Source organism: Duganella aquatilis, from assembly GCF_009674565.1.
Classification (GTDB): Bacteria; Pseudomonadota; Gammaproteobacteria; order Burkholderiales; family Burkholderiaceae_D; genus Rugamonas; species Rugamonas aquatilis.
On the sequence record NZ_WKJL01000007.1, the window covers coordinates 170,315 to 187,806 of the forward strand.

Here is a 17,492-nt window from a genome sequence, read left to right on the forward strand (position 1 = left end):
ACGCTGCCCCGCCTAGTGCTTCACGTCCGGCACGCAGGCGGTGATGAAGGCGTAGCAGACGCGTGCGTCTTCCGCCAGCACATCGAATTCCATCGGCTGCGCCTGCCAGCCCTGGAAGTCCGGGCCATCGCGGCGGGCGGCCGTGTCGTCGGGCAGCAGCATGCTCCAGTGGGTGAAGATGCGACGCCGGGCCGGCGCCTTCATCACCACGCGTACGCCGGTGTGCATGTGGTTGCTGCGAATGCGCTCGAAAGTTTCCAGCACCGCGTTGCGTTCGCCTTCCAGCATCTGCATGAAGCGGCCGTTTTCGTGCAGCAGGCAGCCGGTGATGCCGGCCTTCGCGTTGTTGACGCGAGTGCGGTGCAGCAGCTGGTCCAGCTGTTGCGGCGACAGCGGCGCCACCGCCTCGCTGACGTACAGCAGGAAATACAGGCCGGTAGCCTTGGACGGCTCCACCAGCGCGGTTTGCCGCTCCACCGCCTCGACCATCTGGTCGGCCGGCATCGGGCGGTAAAAATAATAGCCCTGGATCAGGTCGCAGCCGTAGCCGCACAGTTCCAGCTGCTGAGCAGCGGTTTCAACGCCTTCCGCCACCAGCTTCAGGCCCAGCGCGCGGCCGAGGCCGACCACGGCCTCCACCACCGCGCGGCTCTCGCCGCTTTCGGCGATGTCCTGGATGAAGGAACGGTCGATCTTCAGCACGTCCACCGGCAGCCGCGCCAGCTGCGCCAGCGACGAATAGCCGGTGCCGAAATCGTCCATCGCCATGCGCAGGCCCATGCCGGCCAGCCGGTCCAGCACGCGAAGCTTGGCGTCGATGTCGACCATCAGCATGCTCTCGGTGATTTCCAGCAGCAGGCGGTCCGGATCGGCGCCGGTGTCGCGCAGGATGTCCGCGAACACCTCGGCCAGCGCCGGATCGTCCAGCTGGCGAACCGAGACGTTGACCGACACATACGGCGCGGTCTCGCCCCAGCGCCGGTGCCAGTCGCGCTCGGCCAGGCAGGCCTGGCGGAACACCCAGGCGCCGATGGCGATCACCGAGCCGCTGGCCTCGGCGATGGGGATGAATTCAACCGGCGAAATCTCGCCCTGCTGCGGAAACCAGCGCAGCAGCAGCTCGGCGCCGACAATGCGGCCGCTGCCGGCCTCCACGATAGGCTGGAAGCGCGGCGCCAGCTCCTCGCGTTCCAGCGCCAGCTGCAAGCCGTGCGCCAGGTCCATGCGATGCAAGGCGCGTTCGTGCATCTGCGGATTGAAGAATTGCCAGCCGTCGCCGCCGGTCTGGCGCGCCGCCTGCATCGCGGTTTTGGCGAAGCGCAGCAGCTCGTCGCTGGAATCGCCGGCGACCGCATCGCTGGTGGCCGCGATGCCGATGCTGGCGGTCACTGTAATCGTAACCTCGCCGACTCCCACCGGCGTCCGCACGGCGCCCATGATGCGCTCGGCCAGCGCCGCCAGGTCGGTCGGCGCTGCCACCTGCTCGCACACGATGCCGAATTCATCCGCGCCCAGCCGCGCCACCAGCTCGCTGGCGCGCGCCAGATGCTGCAGCCGGTGGGCGATTTCGCGCAGCAGCGCATCGCCGCAGTCCTGGCCGTGCAAGTCGTTGATTGCCTGGAAAGCATCCAGATTGATCAGCACCAGCGCCACCTGGGCGCCGGCGCGCTGCGAGCGCTGTAGCGCGCCGCGCAGGCCTTCGCGGAATCCTGGGCGGTCCGCAACACCGGTCAAGGGATCGAAGGTACTCATTTGATATTCTGGCAAGGCTTTTGTAGTCAAGTGGGCCACAGTATAAAGGTTAGGCAAATGTGATGCTTTTACGCATGTCAAACAGCGCGTACCTTATTCGGCGGCATCGGTCACACAGCGGAAGCCCAGCGTGGCGGCGCGGTCGCGGCCCGGCGCCATCAGCAGCAGCTTGCCGTGCTGGTCGTTGCGCTGCGCCTGCGGGAAGTACCAGATCGAGCCTTGCGGACGGTAGGAACTGCCGCCGCGCAGGATGGCGAAACGGGTGTGTTCGTCGCTGTATTCGTCGGTCCATTGCCACACGTTGCCGACCAGATCCTGCACGCCGAACGGGCTGGCGCCCTGCGGATGGGCGTCCACGTCGTCCGGCGTCACCACCAGGCGGCCGCTGGCCGGCTTCGGCACGGCGTCGGCGCGCCAGTCGTTACCCCATGGGTAGGTGCGGCCGTCGCCGCCGCTGGCGGCGTATTGCCACTCCCATTCATGCGGCAGGCGCTTGCCGGCCCAGGCGGCATAAGCGCGCGCGTCCTCCAGGCTGACCCAGGTGACCGGCTTGTTGCCCCAGCCGGCGGGATAACTGCCGTTCTTCCAGTGCTTGAGGAAGTTGGCGTCATCGGCCGGCCGGTAGCCGCTGGCGTCGATGAATGCCTTGAACTGCGCGTTGCTAACCGGGTAGCGGTCGATGAAGAAGCGCTGCATCTGCATGCTGCGCTGGTGGAAGCGGCGCGCGCCGTCTTCCCACGGATAGGCGACATCGACGCCGATGCTATTGCCGCCTTCGATGGCCAGGCCGCGCACGGTGAAGTCGAACGGGCCGGCGGGAATTTCCACCATGCCGGCCGGCGCCGCGCTGGCTGGCATGGTGGCCGCTACCGGCGTTTGAGTCTGCGGCAGCGGCGTCGATTCCGCCGCGAAGTCGCGCAGCGGGCGGGCGGTCATGTTGCGCATGGTGTCCAGGTTTGCCTGCGGCGGCGCGGCGACGGTCATCAGCACGGCGCCGAAGCCGCGCGCTTCGATCGGGAACGACAGCAGCACACCCTCTTTGTCGCGCGTGGCTTGCAGTTCAACGCCGTGATAGGCGTCGAAGTAGCGCGCGCCGGCGCGGTACGGCACCCGCAGCTGCACGCCGTTGCTGTCGTACTCGTTGCGGTTGACGATGGTCCACAGCGTGCCCTCCGCCAGCGGCCAGCGGCTAGCGAACACGCCGTACTGGCGCATCGGATAATGCGGCTGCCATTCCGGGCTGACCAGGAAGCGCGCATACATGCGCTCCAGCGTCGCCACGCGGCGGGTGGCCTCGCCGTCACGCGGCGTGATGCCGTTCCAGATGCCCCAGATGTTTTCCCAGCTTTCCCAGCCGACGCCGTTGAAGAAAGCGAATTGCAAGTCGTCGGTCTTGCTGCGGTTCCAGCGGTCCGAGATGTTGACCATGTGGCGCGGTTCCAGCCACTTGTAGCGGTCCACCGTCGGCGCGAACGGGAAAGTGTACTGGCCCCAGGTCATCAGGTTCCAGGCCAGCGCCTCGTCGGACGGCAGGCCTTCGGGCTGGAACACCAGCGGATGCTTGATCTTGTCGGCGGCCTGGGTGAAGGCCAGCGGCACGCCGTCCTGGGTGTCGCCGTTGACGCCGTCCGCGCCGATGTCGGCCATCAGCGCGGCCAGTTCGTCGGGCCAGGAACGGCCGATGGCGCGCGTGCCCTGGTCCCACAACATCATCGGGAACATCACCTTGACGCCACGCCGGTGGAAATCGGCGACCATTTTCTTCACGGCCGGAATGCCGCCCGGCAGCGAGCGCACCATGTCGACGGTGTTGCGGTCGTCCAGGCCGATATTCGGATAGGTCGGCCACACCAGCACCGCGTCGATGCCGCCGAAGCGCTTGACCAGGTCGTCCAGATAGCGGTCCACCGTGTACTGGCGCGTGGCCGGATCGTAGAAGTAGCGGTCCTCGACCATCATCTGCGCCTGCATGAAGCTGGACTGGGTCCATGCCACCGACGGCTGCGCGTAGCGCTGACCATCGTAGCCGACGCGGATGCGGCGCTCGTCGCGCCAATGGCGCAGGTCTTGCAGCCAGTCGTCGTGGTCGGCCTCGGTGCAGGGATTCCACACGCCTTCCCAAGGCTGGCTCATGGTCAGGCACGCCGGCGCCGGAATCGCCAGCTGGGTCCAGGAGCCGTGCGGCACGTAGCGCGTGTCCTGCGCCTGCGCCGGCAGCGCGCAAGCCGTCAGCAACAGCGCCCACAATTTCATAGATTGCAACTTCATGCGGCGGTCTTCCCTGGAACTCGTAAATTTTTTCAATTTAACCCATCCGGCCGGATTACACTAGGCAGGTTTGCCATCTCATCCATAAGGATTTCATGAAAGCCCGTCTGACCGCCCTCGCCCTGTCGCTGCTGATCGGTGGCGTATGCCAGCAACAAGTCCTCGCCGCCGATGCGCCGAAATACAGCCTGCGCGAGCACTACACCAAATACGAATTCAACATTCCCATGCGCGACGGCGTCAAGCTGTTCACCGTGGTGTATGTGCCCAAGGACAGCAGCAAGAGCTATCCCTTCCTGATGCAGCGCACGCCGTACAGCGCGGGCGTGCAGTCGGGCGGCGAGTTGCATTACGGCGTGGATTTCTACCCCGAGCACATCGGCCCGTCGCAGGAGTTTGAGGACAGCGGCTACATCTTCGTCAAGCAGGACGTGCGCGGCCGCTATATGTCCGAAGGCAAGTGGCAGGAAATGACGCCGCACGTCAACGCCCAGCGCGCCAAGGGCCAGGGCAACGAGAGCGAGGACATGCACGACACCGTGGACTGGCTGCTGAAGAACGTCGCCAACAACAACGGCAAGGTCGGCATCCTGGGCATTTCGTATCCGGGCTTCTACACCTCGGCCAGCATCATCGATTCGCATCCGGCGATCAAGGCCGCCTCGCCGCAGGCGCCGGTGACCGATCTGTTCATGAACGACGACTCCTATCATGGCGGCGCCTTCATGCTGGCGGCGAACTTCGACTTTTACTCGGCCTTCGTGGAAGCGGAAAATCCGACGCCGCTGCCGAAGACCTGGGACCGCTTTGACTACGGCACCGCCGACGGCTACGAGTTCTTCCTCAAGCACCTGACGATGTCGAACATCCTCGGCACGATGACGCCGAAACAGCAGGCGCTGCTGCGTCCAACCATCGAGCACAGCACCTACGACGAGTTCTGGAAAACCCGCAACATCGCGGCCAACCTCAAGAACATCAAGGCCGCCGTGCTGACGGTGGGCGGCTGGTACGACGCGGAAGACCTGCAAGGTCCGCTGACCACTTACGCCAGCATCAAGAAAAACAATCCCGGCACCTACAGTGGCCTGGTGATTGGTCCGTGGGTACACGGCGGCTGGGCGCGCGGCGAAGGCAAGCGCCTGGGCTACGTCAACTTCGACAGCAAGACCGGCGAATACTTCCGCAGCCAGATCCAGTTCCCGTTCTTCGAACAGCACCTGAAGGATGCGAAGAACAAGAACAGCGCCGAAGTCTACGCGTTTGAAACCGGCAGCAACGTCTGGCGCAACTACGCCGTGTGGCCGCCGAAACAGGCGCAGGCGCGCACGCTGTACCTGGGCGAGAACGGCACGCTGAGCTGGAAGCAGCCGGCCGCCGGCGCCGCCTTCGACGAATACGTGGCCGATCCGCGCAAGCCGGTGCCGTTCACCGCCTACCCGGCCAACGGCGCGCCGAAGGAATACATGGTCGGCGACCAGCGCTTCGCCTCCACCCGTCCGGACGTGCTGACCTACCGCAGCGAACCGCTGGACGAGGACGTGACCTTCGCCGGTCCCGTCAAGCCCAAGCTGTTCGTCTCCACCACCGGCACCGACGCCGACTGGGTGGTCAAGCTGATCGACGTCTACCCGCCGGAATACCCGGCCGGCGGCGACGACGAACGTCCGCGCGGCGGCGGCGACGTCGCCAAGCCGCAGGTGACCATGGCCGGCTTCCAGCAACTGGTGCGCGGCGATCCGCTGCGCGGCAAGTTCCGCAACGGCTTCGACAATCCGCAGCCGTTCACGCCCGGCAAGGTGGAGACGGTCAGCTACAGCATGAGCGACATCAACCACACCTTCCGTCGTGGCCACCGCATCATGGTGCAGATCCAGAGCTCGTGGTTCCCGCTGGTGGACCTGAATCCGCAGACCTTCGTCGACATCCCGAAGGCCAAGCCGGAAGACTTCCAGAAGGCCACCCAGCGCGTCTACCACGCGCCGGCGATGTATTCGGGAATTGAGGTGCAGGTACTGCCGGCAAAACCATAAATCTCCGCTGCGGCGGCGCTGGCGAATTTCGTTGATCCGGTTGGCGAATTTCGCAATTGCACCGCCGCAGCCCTGCTCGCAGAATGGCCTGGCGGTACATAAAAATTCGCGCTTTGTCGTCTACGACGATGAACTCAAAAACGATTGGCAGAACTGGAGCTGGGCCAAGGTCGACGTGTCGGCGCCGGTTGGCGCCATCAAGCCGCTCAAGGTCCAGGGCAAAGCCTGTCGGTCAAGATACTGGCCGACGGCAAGGCCATCGAATCGAATTATGTGATCCAGCCGAAAGCCAAAAACTGGGCCGTGGTGGTAGTGCCGCTGAAGGAACCGGCCGCCGACAATAAAACCATCGACGGCCTGTGGGTGCAAGGAGCTGCGGCCAGCTACAAGCCGTACTACATCACCCACATCCAGTTCGAGTGATTCGAGCGATTACACGCTCTTGAGGAACTTGAGCAGGTGTTCGAAGTAGAACGCCTGCGCATCCCACATGCACAGGTGGCTGCCCTGCTCGCAGATCACGGAACGCGCGTTCGGCATCAGGCGCGCCATCTTGCGCATGTCTTCCGGGTCCATCTCGTCGTAGGTCGAGCCGATGGTCAGCGAGCGCACCTTGATCTCGTGCAGGCGGTCCCAGCGCTCCCAATCCTTCATATTGCCAGTGACCAGGAATTCGCTCTTGCCCTGCATCTGGTTATAGATCTTCAGGTTGGCGTGACGGAAGGTACGGTCCACCGCGTCCGGCCATGGCGCCGTGCGGCAGATCACTTTCGGATACAGCTCTTCCATCATGATCTGTTCATACTCGGGCGAGTCGTAGGCTTCCTTGGCTTCCAGCGCCTGCAGCTTGGCCTGCGTGGCCGGCGGCAGCTGCCGCTTGATGCCGTCCAGATGCTTGAGCAGCGACTGGATGCCGGCCGTCATATTGGAAATCACCAGGCCACGCAGGTGCTGCTGGTGGTGCAGCGCATACTCGATGCCCAGCATGCCGCCCCACGAGTGGCCGTACAGCACGAACTTCTCCAGGCCCAGACCCTTGCGCACTTCTTCCACTTCTTCCAGGTAGCGCGGCAGCGTCCACAACGACGGATCGTCCGGCTGATCGGAATTGCCGCAACCCAGCTGGTCGTAGTAATACATCTCGATGCCGGCCTGCGGCAGGAACGACTCCATCGCCTCCAGGTATTCGTGCGTGAAGCCAGGGCCGCCGTGCAGCAGCAAAACCTTGATCGGGCCGCTGCCGATCTTCTTGGTCCACACCTTGTACTTGCCGCCCACCACCGGCACCATTTTCACGCCGGCCGTACGGATGCCCGGCGGATTCAGCCCGTCAGGCTTGCTTACCGTCACGCCGTCGGACGACGCCACGGCGGTGGTTTTGGCGACGGCGCTGCCGCCGGCCAGAGTCGCGGTCACCATGCTGGTGGCAAGAAAGTTTCGACGATCCACTACATTCCTCCCTTAAATTGAACAGCCTTACACTGTAAAGTCAGGTAGAATACACGCTCAGCCTTACACTGTAAAGTCAACCGGACACAGATAGTTCGACCGCGTGCCTACCGGGCGGAATCCGGCGCGCTGGATGTTGTTGATGGAATGCCGAACCTGCGCGTCCGCCTCGACGGCGGCGATGCCGCAACCAGCCGCCCTGGCCGCGGCCAGCCGCACCGCCATCAGCATCTGCTGGCTGCCCTGGCGGCGCGCGGCCGGCAAGGTGGCGCCCATGCCCAGCCAGGCGTTGGGACCGTCGACCAGCAATGCGCCGGTGGCGACCGGCACGCCCTGGGCATCGCAGGCGAAATACACCTGCCAGCCGGCCGCCTCGTTCAGGCCGGCCATCCACGGCACCAGCACCGGCGGCATGCCGAAGCTGTCGCACAGGATCTGGCCGGCCAGACCGAATTCATGCTTGCCGGCCCGGCGCACCGCGAGTCCGGAAGCCGGCGCCGGCGGCGTGAAGCCGTCCAGCTCGCAAACAAACTTGGCCCAGCTGCCTTGCGGCTGGAAACCGCGCGCCAGCAGGCTGTCGCGCAGCGCGCCGTTGCCGGGACCATCCCACACATGAACCCAGAATTGCGGAATGTCGCGTTCACGGAACAGCTCTGTGATCCGTGCCAGCGTGGCGTCATCCAGCGCCGTATCGCCCGGCAGGCCGACCACCCGGTTCATGATGGGCGACGGCATGGCGGCCACGCGCAGCAGCGCGGCGCTGGTGCCGGACATGTCGAACACGCCGCAGCCGAACGACGCCGGCGCGGCCGCGAAAAAGCTGCGCCGGGCGGCGATTTCTATGGATTCGCTTCCAGTGCGATAATGTGAAAGCATCGTGATTAAAGGCTGATAAGGAAAGCGTGAAAAACAAAAACGAACCGCTGGACCGCAACCGCATCGCCCAGACCGCGCTGGCGATGATCGACGAACAGGGCATCGACCAGCTGAGCATGCGCAAGCTGGGCACCGAGCTGGGCGTGGAAGCCATGGCGCTCTACCACCACTTCCGCAACAAGGCCGAGCTGCTGGACGGCATTCTCGACATCGTGCTCGACGAAGTCAGCGCCACGCTGACGCCGGACGGCACACCGCTGGCGCGCGCGCGCCGCACCTTCGACGGCCTGCGCAAGATCGCGATCCTGCATCCGCACGCGTTTCTCAGCATGGTGTCGCGCCGCTTCCGCACGCCGACCGCGCTGCGTTTTTATGAAGAACTGCTGGGATTATTTCACGAAGCCGGCATGAGCGCGGAACAAAGTGCGCGCTATTACCGCACCATGGCCAACTTCACGGTGGGCGCCGGCATCGCCGAAGTCGGCAGCCGCGCCCAACAGCCGGACGCGACGCCGATCATCCTGGAGGACTTCAATCGTCCCGATGAATTCCCCCACATCACAGCCGCCATGCCCTTCCTGCGCGTGACCGAGATCGACCAGATCTATCACTCGGGCATGGACATCCTGTTTGCCGCGCTGGCGGCGGAACTCAAGCCTACTTCGCCGCCTTGAGGTGCTTGGCCAGGAACGGCCGCATGTAGCCGACGATGGCCGCGCTATCCTCTTCCAGCGCGAAGTGGCCGGTGTCGAGGAAGTGCAGCTCGGCCTTCGGCAAATCGCGCAGGTACGGATGGGCGCCCGGCGGCGGGAAGATCTTGTCGTTCTTGCCCCAGACGATCAGCATCGGCGGCTGGTACTTGCGGAAGTAGGCCTGCCACTCGGGATAATGGCCGGGATTGGTGCCGTAGCTGTAGAACATTTCCAGCTGAATGTCCTTGTTGCCGGGACGGTCCATATACGCCTGATCGACGGTCCACGCATCCGGGCTGATGTGCTTCATGTCGCGGATGCCTTCCGAGTACTGCCACTTGGTCGCATCCAGCTCGAACAGCGGACGCAGCTTGGCGCCGTTGGCGACGGTCTTGTCCTTCCAGTAGACCTTGGCCGAATCCCAGAACTCGCCGGCGATGCCTTCATCATATGCATTGCCGTTCTGGACCACGATGGCCGTCACGCACTCGGGATGGGCGGTGGCGATGCGGTAGCCGATCGGCGCGCCGTAGTCCTGCACGTAGAGCGCATAGCGCGTCAGCCCCAGCTGCTGCGTCAGGCCATCCACCACCTTGGCCAGGTTGTCGAAGCTGTAGGTGAACTTGTCCATCGGCGGCATGTCGCTCTGGCCGTAGCCGGGATAGTCGGGCGCGATCAGGTGGTAGCGGTCGGCCAGCTGTGGTATCAGGTTGCGGAACATCTGCGACGAGGTCGGGAAGCCGTGCAGCAGCAGCAAGACCGGTGCGTCCTTCGGGCCGGCCTCACGGTAGAACACGTTGATGCCATCGACCTTCACGGTATGGTATTCAACGGCGGCGGTGCTGGCGACATTGGCCGCGTCCTTGGCCATGACGGCCGGTGCGGCGGAGGCGAGCAGCGCCAGGCTCAGTGCGAGCGTGCGGAGGGTATGCACGGCGAGCTCCTTCAGAACAGGAAAACGGTGTAGCCATCGGCCGAAATCTGGGCGATGCTTGGCAGGCCGGAGGTGCCGGGCACGCTGTTGTCGGTGATCAGGTCGAAGCCGGCTTTCTCGACTTCCTCGCGCGCGCCGAACACGTCGGCGCAGCCGCAGGAAATGCCGACCACCGTGTCTTCCACCGCCTTGTACAGCGCGTGGATCGGATGGCTGTCCGACGCCAGCACGCCGGGCCAGCGGGTGCCGGTGCCCTGGAAATAGATGCCGACCTCGGTGCCCTTGTGTTTAAAATCGTAGGCGGCGGCCAGGCCGTTGAACATGCGCCCCAGCGCTTCTTCCCCGGCCTTGGGATCGGACAAAATGATGATCGCGGCTTTCATGGTATTCCTTTCGTTCTCTCTACAGTTTTAGTTGGCCGCCACATCGTGTGGCGGGTTCAGGCATTGTAGGAACGACGGCATATGAGAAAAACAACGCTGTCCTCAATTCATTGTTTCGCTGCGAGAGATAGTGCGTTTGTTACTCCCTGCGAAATAGTGACTTGCGTCCGGTGCGTATTCTGGTTTGGCGGATTATTTCGCAAAATATCCCCATCATTAATCTGGGAGAGACAGCAATGAGCGACAGTTTCCATCCCGGCGAACGGGAGGCGCAGGAGCGCGCCGGCGAAACCGCGATCGCCGACCGCAATATCGCGGTGCTGTCGGATACGGTGATTGCCGGCGCCCGACCATTCATCGCCAAGCAGTTCATGGGGGTACTGGCCAGCGCGGACGCCGACGGCAAGGTGTGGTCATCGGTAGTGTTCGGCAAGCCGGGCTTTCTGCACACGGAAAGCGGCCGCTCGATCCTGATCGACGTGGCGGAAGCGGAGCGCGACCATGCCGATCCGCTGTGGGCCAACATGACGCCCGGCGCCGATCTCGGCATGCTGTTCATCGAACTGGGTTCGCGCCGGCGCTACCGCGTCAACGGCAGCGTGCTGCGGCTCGATCAGCACGGCGCCGAAATCGCCATCTATGAAGCGTATCCGAACTGCCCCAAATACATCCAGCGCCGCCATCTGCGCCGCAGCGGCGAGCCTGCGCTGCCGGCGCCGGCCACGCACGGCACCGTGTTGCATGGGGAGGCCGAAGCCATCGTCCGCCAGGCCGACACGGTGTTTGTCGCCAGCCGCCACGTCGACAGCGGCGCGGACGCCTCGCATCGCGGCGGCAACGCCGGCTTCATCAAGTTGATGGACGACAGCACGCTGCGCTTCCCGGACTACGACGGCAACAGCCTGTTCAACACGCTCGGCAACTTCAACGTCGATCCGCGCGGCGGCTTGTGCATTCCGGATTTCGAACGCGGTCAATTGTTGCAGCTGACCGGCGCCGCCAGGGTGCTGTGGAACCAGGACGATCCGCATAACGAAACCGGCGGCACGCGGCGCTACTGGGAGTTCAAGATTGACCGCTGGATACTGCGCAACACGCCGCAACCGCTGGAGTGGGAATATCTGGACGCATCGCCGTTCAATCCCGCCGTTGCGAGCTGAGGCCATGCGTTTCAAGATCGCCCGCATCATCGACCACGGCGCCGCCGTCAAGGAGTTTCACCTGCGGCGCGAAGACGGCGTGCCGCTGCCGGCCTGGCAGCCCGGCGCGCACGTGCTGCTGCGCTTCGCCGCAGCCGACGGACGGCAGTTCGAGAAGCACTATTCGCTGGTCGGCGACGCCGCGCCGGCGGATACCTACCGCATCGCCGTGCAGCGCGAGGCGCAAGGCCACGGCGGCTCGCGCTGCCTGCACGATGAATTCGGGCCGGGCAGCGCGGTGGAATTGAGCGGGCCATTCAACAGCTTCCCGCTGCACGCGACGCCCCCATCGGCCGCACGCGTGCTGCTGATTGCCGGCGGCATCGGCATCACGCCGATGGTATCGATGGCGCACGCGCTAAGTGCCGCCGGCGCGCCTTTCGCCCTGCACTACCTGGCGCACAGCCGCGACAGGCTGGTGCTGCTGGACGAACTACACGCCATTGCGCGTGCCGCCGTCACACCGCACGTGTCGCAGGAAACCGGCCGCGCCGATCTCGCCGCCCTGCTCGGCCCCTACAACGCCGGCGACAGCTGCTACGCCTGCGGCCCGGTCGCGCTGCTGCAAGCACTGGCGGCCACCGCCGCGCAACTCGGCTGGCCGGCCGGCGCGCTGCACGTCGAAAGCTTCGGCGCCCGCGCCGACGGCGAAGATGCCCCGCTACAAGTCGAACTGTCGCTATCGCAGATGACCATCGACGTCCCGCCCGGCACGACTATCCTGGACGCGCTGATCGCCGCCGACGTCTTCGTCTCCTACGACTGCAAGCGCGGGGAATGCGGCAACTGCTACACGCCGGTGCTGGAAGGCCAGCCGCTGCACCGCGACGTCTGCCTGACGCCAGCCATGCGCGCCACCGGCATGTGCACCTGCGTATCCTGGGCCGCCGCGCCGGGACGGCTGGTGCTGGAAATCTAGTCCGCGCGCCGCTCCGCACCGGCCAGTTCCTTGACCCGCAGCGCCAGCGCATCCGCGGCAAACGGCTTGGTCAGGACTTGCATGCCGCGCTCCAGGTGGCCGTGGTTGAGCACCGCGTGCTCGGCGTAGCCGGTGACGAACAGCACCGGCACCTCCGGCAGGCGCGCACGGACGGCGTCGGCCAGCTGCCGGCCGTTCATGCCGTTCGGTAGGCCGACATCGGTGATCAGCAGGTCGATATCCGGGTGCGCGGCCAGCAGCCTTAGCGCGGCCGGGCCGTCTTCCGCTGCTATCAGGTCATAGCCCAGATCCTCCAGCACTTCGACTGTCACGGTGCGCACCAGCGGTTCGTCGTCGACCACCAGGATTTTCTTGCGCCAGAGCGCGGCGGTTGCGCGGCGCTCCTCCGTCACGCTTTCCTCGTGGCTCGCGCCGACATAGCGCGGCAGCAGCAGGCACACTGTCGTGCCCTCGCCTTCCGCCGAATCGATATACACCGCGCCGCCCGACTGGCCGGCGAAGCCATACACCATCGACAGTCCCAGGCCGGTGCCCTTGCCTGCCGGCTTGGTGGTGAAGAACGGGTCGAAGGCGCGCGCCAGCACGTCCGCCGTCATGCCGACGCCGGTGTCGCGGATCGCCAGCGACACATAGTCGCCGGCCGCCACGCCGCGCACGGCTGCGGCTTCGGCGTCGAGGGTCTGGTTGGCCATCTCGATGGTCAGCTTGCCGCCGTCCGGCATGGCGTCGCGCGCGTTGATGCACAGGTTGAGCAACGCGTTTTCGATCTGGCCGATATCGACAAAGGTATTCCACAACTCGGCCGGCGCGCGCGTGTCGACCGCAATCGCCGGCCCCACGCTGCGGCACACCAGGTCGTGCATGCTGGCGACGATGCGGGTCAGGTTGGATGGCTTGGGATCCAGCGTCTGCCGGCGCGAGAACGCCAGCAGGCGCTGGGTCAAGGCGGCGGCGCGCTTGACGGCCGACTGCGCGCCGTGGACGTGTCGATCCAGATCGGCGATGCGGCCTTGCCCCAGCCGGATCTTCATCAGTTCCAGGCTGCCGCTGATGCCGGCCAGGATGTTGTTGAAATCGTGGGCCAGGCCGCCGGTCAGCTGACCGACGGCATCCATCTTCTGCGCCTGGCGCAGGGCATCCTCGGCCTTGAGCAGCGCGGCCGTGCGTTCCTCGACGCGCTGCTCCAGCGTGTCGTTGAGGGAGCGCAGCGCGGCGATGGCGCGGTCACGCTCGGCCTCCACCGCGCGCCGCCCCTCCATGTCGATCAGCACGCCGGGAAAGGCGGCGGGCGTGCCGTCGGCCGCCAGTTCGACGCGGCCGTTGGCTTCGAGCCAGTAGTAATTGCCGTCCTGGCGACGGGTGCGGTACTGGTGGGCGTAGGCGCCGCCGCGGGTGAACACTTCGGCGATGGCGGCCGCCAGACCTTCGCGGTCGTCGGGATGGACGGTGGCGACGATCTCCGCCAGCGGCAGCCCGGCGCGGCCCCTGGCCGGGTCAAGGCCGAAGGCGGTGGCGAAGCCTTCGTCGACGCTGAACTGGTCGGCCGGCACGTCCCAGAACCAGGTGCCGATGATGGCGCCGGCAGCCAGCGCCAGCTGCACGCGCTGCACATTCTCGCGCAGCGCGGCGTCGGTTTTCTTGCGCTCGGAAACGTCGCGGAACAGCACGGAAACCTGGCCCATCTCCACCGGGCCGGCGCGCGTGGCGGACACCTCGATGTAGCGGCCGACGGCGACAAACTCCTGCTCGAAACGCGCCGGCTCGCCTGTCAGCAGCACCTTGCCGTACAGGTCGAGCCAGGTCTGGGCGTGGTCCGGTTCGATCTCGCGCAGGCGCTTGCCGATGATGTCGCCGATGCCGGTGTGGCGTTCGTAGCCGGAGTTGGCCTCGATGTGGACGTAATCGCTGAGCGGGCCGTGCGGGCCGTCGATGAACTGGATGATGCAGAAACCGTCGTCGATCGCCTCGAACAGGGCGTGACGGCGCACGCTGCTCAGCGCCAGTTGCTCTTCGAGCTCGGCACGGCTGAGGGAAGCCACATCCTGGGCTGCGCCTGTCGTTTTCAAGAACACCTTAAGCCTGACTTTCGGGGAGTTGATCGCCAGGCATTATAACGTGGTGGGCGGCAGTCCTATTGGCGGCGGCGCGACAGGATGAACTGCTCCAGTTCCTCGCAGGCGTGCTCGATGTGGCGCTTGAGCAGCGCGGCGGCGGCGCGCACCTCGCCGGCCTTGCACAGGCGGACCAGCGCCTCGTGTTCCTCCTCGGCGCGGCGGCAGCTGTCGACGCTGAGCGACAGTTGCAAGCGCGTGTAGCGGTCGGTCTGCTGCAACAACGTCGCGACGATGGCCAGCGTGCGCGGCTGGCTGGCGCGCGACATCAGCACGTCGTGCAGCCGGGTGTTGAGTTCGCCCCAGCGCGTCATGCGCTGGGCGTCGAGTTCCTGCTTGTACTCGGCCAGGATGGCGTCGAGCTGGGCGAAGTCTTCCGCCGTCAGGCGCGGCGCGGATTTCTTCAGCAGCACCGGTTCCAGCAAGGCGCGCAGCATGAACAGCTCGCTGATCTCATCGACCGACAGCTCCGACACCACCGCGCCCTTGTGCGGCACGATGCGCACCAGCCCCTCGCCCTCCAGCTGCACCAGCGCCTCGCGCACCGGAATCCGGCTGATGCCGAATTCGCTGGCCAGCGCATCCTGGCGCAGCTGGAATCCTTCCGGCAGCTCGCCCGACATGATCTTGCGCCGCAGCGCGTCGGCCGCCTGGTCGGCAACCGTGGTGGGAGAAAGGCGTAGCGAGGTGGCGGGCAAATTCATTTAGGCGGCAAGTTCTTTCGACCACGCGGCGTACCAGGTGCGGAACAGCGCGTACTGATCGGCGGCGTAGCGGCGCTGGGCGTCGCTGAGCACGTCGGTTTCGTTGAAGTGCAGACTATATTCCTTATCGCCGTTGAGTACCATCAGATATTTGTAGTACAGCACCAAGTCGGTGCCTTCATCGAACGACGACAGCACCGCCAGCGCCGACTCCAGCTCGCGCGCCTGGCGCCGCGCCACCGCATCGCCCTTGGCCGCGCGGCGGCACAGGTCCACCAGTTGCAGCACCTCGCGCGGCAGCGCATTGCCGATGCCGGTGATGGCGCCGGTCGCGCCGCAGTTGACGAAGCCGTGGAACACCTGGGTGTCCACGCCCACCATCAGCGTCACCTCGTCGTCCTGGCTGGTGATGTGTTCGGCCGCGTAGCGCAGGTCGGTGGCGCCGCCGAATTCCTTGAAGCCGATCAGGTTGGGATGCTGCGCGCGCAGCGCGAAGAACAGGTCGGCGCGGGTGGCGAAGCCGTAGTACGGGCTGTTGTAGATCACGCTCGGCAGCGCCGGCGCCGCGGCCAGGATGGCGGAAAAGTGCGCCTTCTGCGCGGCCGGCGACGCGCCGCGCGACAGCAGGCGCGGAATCACCATCAGGCCGCTTGCGCCAACCTTGGCCGCGTGCGCCGCATGCGACACCGCCTCCTTCGAATTGACGGCGCCGGTGCCGACGATGGTCGGCACGCCGGCCGCCACCAGGCGCGCCACGCCTTCCTGGCGCTGCGCTTCGCTCAGCAGCGGCCAGTCGCCCATGGAGCCGCAATACACCACCGCGCTCATGCCGATCTCCACCAGCTCGCGCCCCTTGGCGACCAGCGCATCGAAATCCGGCTGGCGGTCGGCCGTGCACGGGGTCATCAGGGCGGGAATGGTGCCGGTGAAAATATTGTCGCTCACGGTGGATCCTTTTCAATTGGGAAGGTGGTTGCGGGAGCTGGCTCCCGTCTTCCCACATGATAGCCCATATTGGATATTTTATACAATCTGAACTTGCAGACCGCATTCGCTCAGAACAACATGCGCACGCCGAGGGTGCTGGCGCGGTTGCCGCTGCCGCTTTCGCTGCTGTTGACCACCGTGTAGCCGGCGCCGTTGCGGTTGTCGAGATGGCCGTAGGCGACGTACAGATCGGTGCGCTTGGAAAGCGGATAGCTGTAGGCGATGCTGGACAGGCGCGCATCCTGGTTGAAGCGGGTGCGGTCGTCCTTCATCAGGTACAGGCCCATCAGCGTGCCGCTGCCCAGCGGCAGCTGGAAGCCCAGCAGCAGATCGCGGCTGTCGGTCGACGGGACCGCCTTGATGCCGCTGTAGGCATTGGGCACGCCGAACGGCGCACTGTTGTAGCCCTTGTCGCGGCCATAGCTGAAGAAGCCCCGGAACGGGCCGAAATCGTAGTTGGTGACCAGCAGGATGTTGGTGCCGATGTCGTGGCTGGCGGCCGGCGCGGCGGCAGTGGCCGCCGACGCCGCGATGTCGCTGTTGCGGTTGTTGTAGACCAGGCGCGCGTTCAGCTTGCCGCTGGTGTAGCGCAACGAACCGCCCATCTGGCGCCCGGCGCCGGCGTCGCCGGCCTGCTCGCCCATGGCATAGGCCAGGTCCAGCGCCCAGCCGTCGACTTCCGGCGTGATGTAGTACACGGTGTTGCTGGTGCGGGTGCCGTTGCCGGCGGTCGGCAGCAAGGTCTTGGCGTTGCCGACGTAACCGGTGCGCAACGGATCGGCCACCTGCGTCACGGCCCAGAACAGCGGCGTGTACTGGCGGCCGAAGGTCAGCGTGCCGTAATTGGTCTTCATGCCGGCGAACGCCTGGCGGTTGAACAGCGTGTTGGCCACGTCGTTTTCGCCGGTATCGATCTTCAGGCCGGACTCCAGCGTGAAGATCGCGGCGTTGCCGCCGCCCAGGTCTTCATAGCCGCGCAACCCCAGGCGCGAGGCGGCGGCGACGCCGCTGGTCAGCTTGGTCAGCATGCCGCTGGCGCCGCCGCTTTCACGCACCAGGCCGGCATCCATGATGCCGTACAGCGTGACGCTGGAGGTTTGTGCCTGTGCTATGCCCGTGAGGGCGCCTGCCACTGCGATGGCGGCGATGCTTGCTCGTTTCATG

Annotated in this window: 15 protein-coding genes; 5 read left to right on the forward strand and 10 right to left on the reverse strand. The window is 65.6% G+C overall.

The genetic code is table 11. From position 1 onward, the window contains the following. Positions 1-12: 12 nt before the first annotated feature. Entirely contained in the window at positions 13-1,752 is a 1,740-nt protein-coding gene (locus GJ698_RS12420; protein WP_154357935.1) for an EAL domain-containing protein, read from the reverse strand. Positions 1,753-1,845: 93 nt separating this feature from the next. Beyond that, entirely contained in the window at positions 1,846-4,020 is a 2,175-nt protein-coding gene (locus GJ698_RS12425; RefSeq protein WP_229259955.1) for a formylglycine-generating enzyme family protein, read from the reverse strand. 95 nt (positions 4,021-4,115) lie between these two features. On the opposite strand from GJ698_RS12425, the gene GJ698_RS12430 reads away from it, so the two are divergent. Together GJ698_RS12430 and GJ698_RS12435 are read left to right on the forward strand one after the other, a co-directional pair. Continuing rightward, positions 4,116-6,053: a CocE/NonD family hydrolase gene (locus GJ698_RS12430; protein WP_154357936.1), complete on the forward strand. Its 1,938-nt coding sequence runs from the start codon at positions 4,116-4,118 to the stop codon at positions 6,051-6,053. Positions 6,054-6,197: 144 nt separating this feature from the next. Beyond that, entirely contained in the window at positions 6,198-6,476 is a 279-nt protein-coding gene (locus GJ698_RS12435; protein WP_154357937.1) for a hypothetical protein, read from the forward strand. A 9-nt stretch (positions 6,477-6,485) separates the two neighbouring features. On the opposite strand, the gene GJ698_RS12440 is transcribed toward GJ698_RS12435, so the two are convergent. Together GJ698_RS12440 and GJ698_RS12445 are read right to left on the reverse strand one after the other, a co-directional pair. Beyond that, complete coding sequence (locus GJ698_RS12440; RefSeq protein ID WP_154357980.1) at positions 6,486-7,472, reverse strand: proline iminopeptidase-family hydrolase; 987 nt, start codon at positions 7,470-7,472, stop codon at positions 6,486-6,488. Between the two features lie 93 nt (positions 7,473-7,565). After that, positions 7,566-8,378 carry a hypothetical protein gene (locus GJ698_RS12445; protein WP_154357938.1) on the reverse strand — a complete coding sequence of 271 codons (813 nt, stop codon included), beginning with the start codon at positions 8,376-8,378 and terminating at the stop codon, positions 7,566-7,568. 26 nt (positions 8,379-8,404) lie between these two features. Here GJ698_RS12445 and GJ698_RS12450 point away from each other — a divergent pair, with 26 nt between their 5' ends. Continuing rightward, positions 8,405-9,052 (forward strand): TetR/AcrR family transcriptional regulator, encoded by a 648-nt coding sequence (locus GJ698_RS12450; RefSeq protein ID WP_154357939.1) that lies wholly within the window; start codon positions 8,405-8,407, stop codon positions 9,050-9,052. Here GJ698_RS12450 and GJ698_RS12455 read toward each other — a convergent pair. Both GJ698_RS12455 and GJ698_RS12460 read right to left on the reverse strand, forming a co-directional pair. Continuing rightward, positions 9,036-9,941 (reverse strand): alpha/beta fold hydrolase, encoded by a 906-nt coding sequence (locus GJ698_RS12455; protein ID WP_154357981.1) that lies wholly within the window; start codon positions 9,939-9,941, stop codon positions 9,036-9,038. The two genes, GJ698_RS12450 and GJ698_RS12455, sit on opposite strands and share 17 nt — an antisense overlap. A 74-nt stretch (positions 9,942-10,015) precedes the next feature. Further along, positions 10,016-10,387, reverse strand: a complete 372-nt coding sequence (locus GJ698_RS12460) for a DsrE family protein (protein ID WP_154357940.1) — start codon at positions 10,385-10,387, stop codon at positions 10,016-10,018. Positions 10,388-10,623: 236 nt separating this feature from the next. On the opposite strand from GJ698_RS12460, the gene GJ698_RS12465 reads away from it, so the two are divergent. Then, the gene (locus tag GJ698_RS12465) at positions 10,624-11,547 is read left to right on the forward strand and encodes a pyridoxamine 5'-phosphate oxidase family protein (RefSeq protein WP_154357941.1); all 924 of its coding nucleotides are present in this window, start codon (positions 10,624-10,626) and stop codon (positions 11,545-11,547) included. Positions 11,548-11,551: 4 nt separating this feature from the next. Beyond that, complete coding sequence (locus GJ698_RS12470; protein ID WP_154357942.1) at positions 11,552-12,505, forward strand: PDR/VanB family oxidoreductase; 954 nt, start codon at positions 11,552-11,554, stop codon at positions 12,503-12,505. On the opposite strand, the gene GJ698_RS12475 is transcribed toward GJ698_RS12470, so the two are convergent. From GJ698_RS12475 to GJ698_RS12490, 4 genes are all read right to left on the reverse strand, one after another. Beyond that, the gene (locus GJ698_RS12475; RefSeq protein ID WP_371865281.1) at positions 12,502-14,565 is read right to left on the reverse strand and encodes a response regulator; all 2,064 of its coding nucleotides are present in this window, start codon (positions 14,563-14,565) and stop codon (positions 12,502-12,504) included. The genes GJ698_RS12470 and GJ698_RS12475 overlap by 4 nt on opposite strands. Positions 14,566-14,657: 92 nt before the next feature. Next, the gene (locus GJ698_RS12480; protein ID WP_154357944.1) at positions 14,658-15,341 is read right to left on the reverse strand and encodes a GntR family transcriptional regulator; all 684 of its coding nucleotides are present in this window, start codon (positions 15,339-15,341) and stop codon (positions 14,658-14,660) included. Next, positions 15,342-16,286, reverse strand: a complete 945-nt coding sequence (locus tag GJ698_RS12485; RefSeq protein ID WP_371865275.1) for a dihydrodipicolinate synthase family protein — start codon at positions 16,284-16,286, stop codon at positions 15,342-15,344. It abuts the gene before it with no gap. A gap of 110 nt (positions 16,287-16,396) precedes the next feature. Next, the gene (locus GJ698_RS12490) at positions 16,397-17,491 is read right to left on the reverse strand and encodes a porin (RefSeq protein ID WP_154357945.1); all 1,095 of its coding nucleotides are present in this window, start codon (positions 17,489-17,491) and stop codon (positions 16,397-16,399) included. Between the last annotated feature and the right edge of the window lies 1 nt (position 17,492).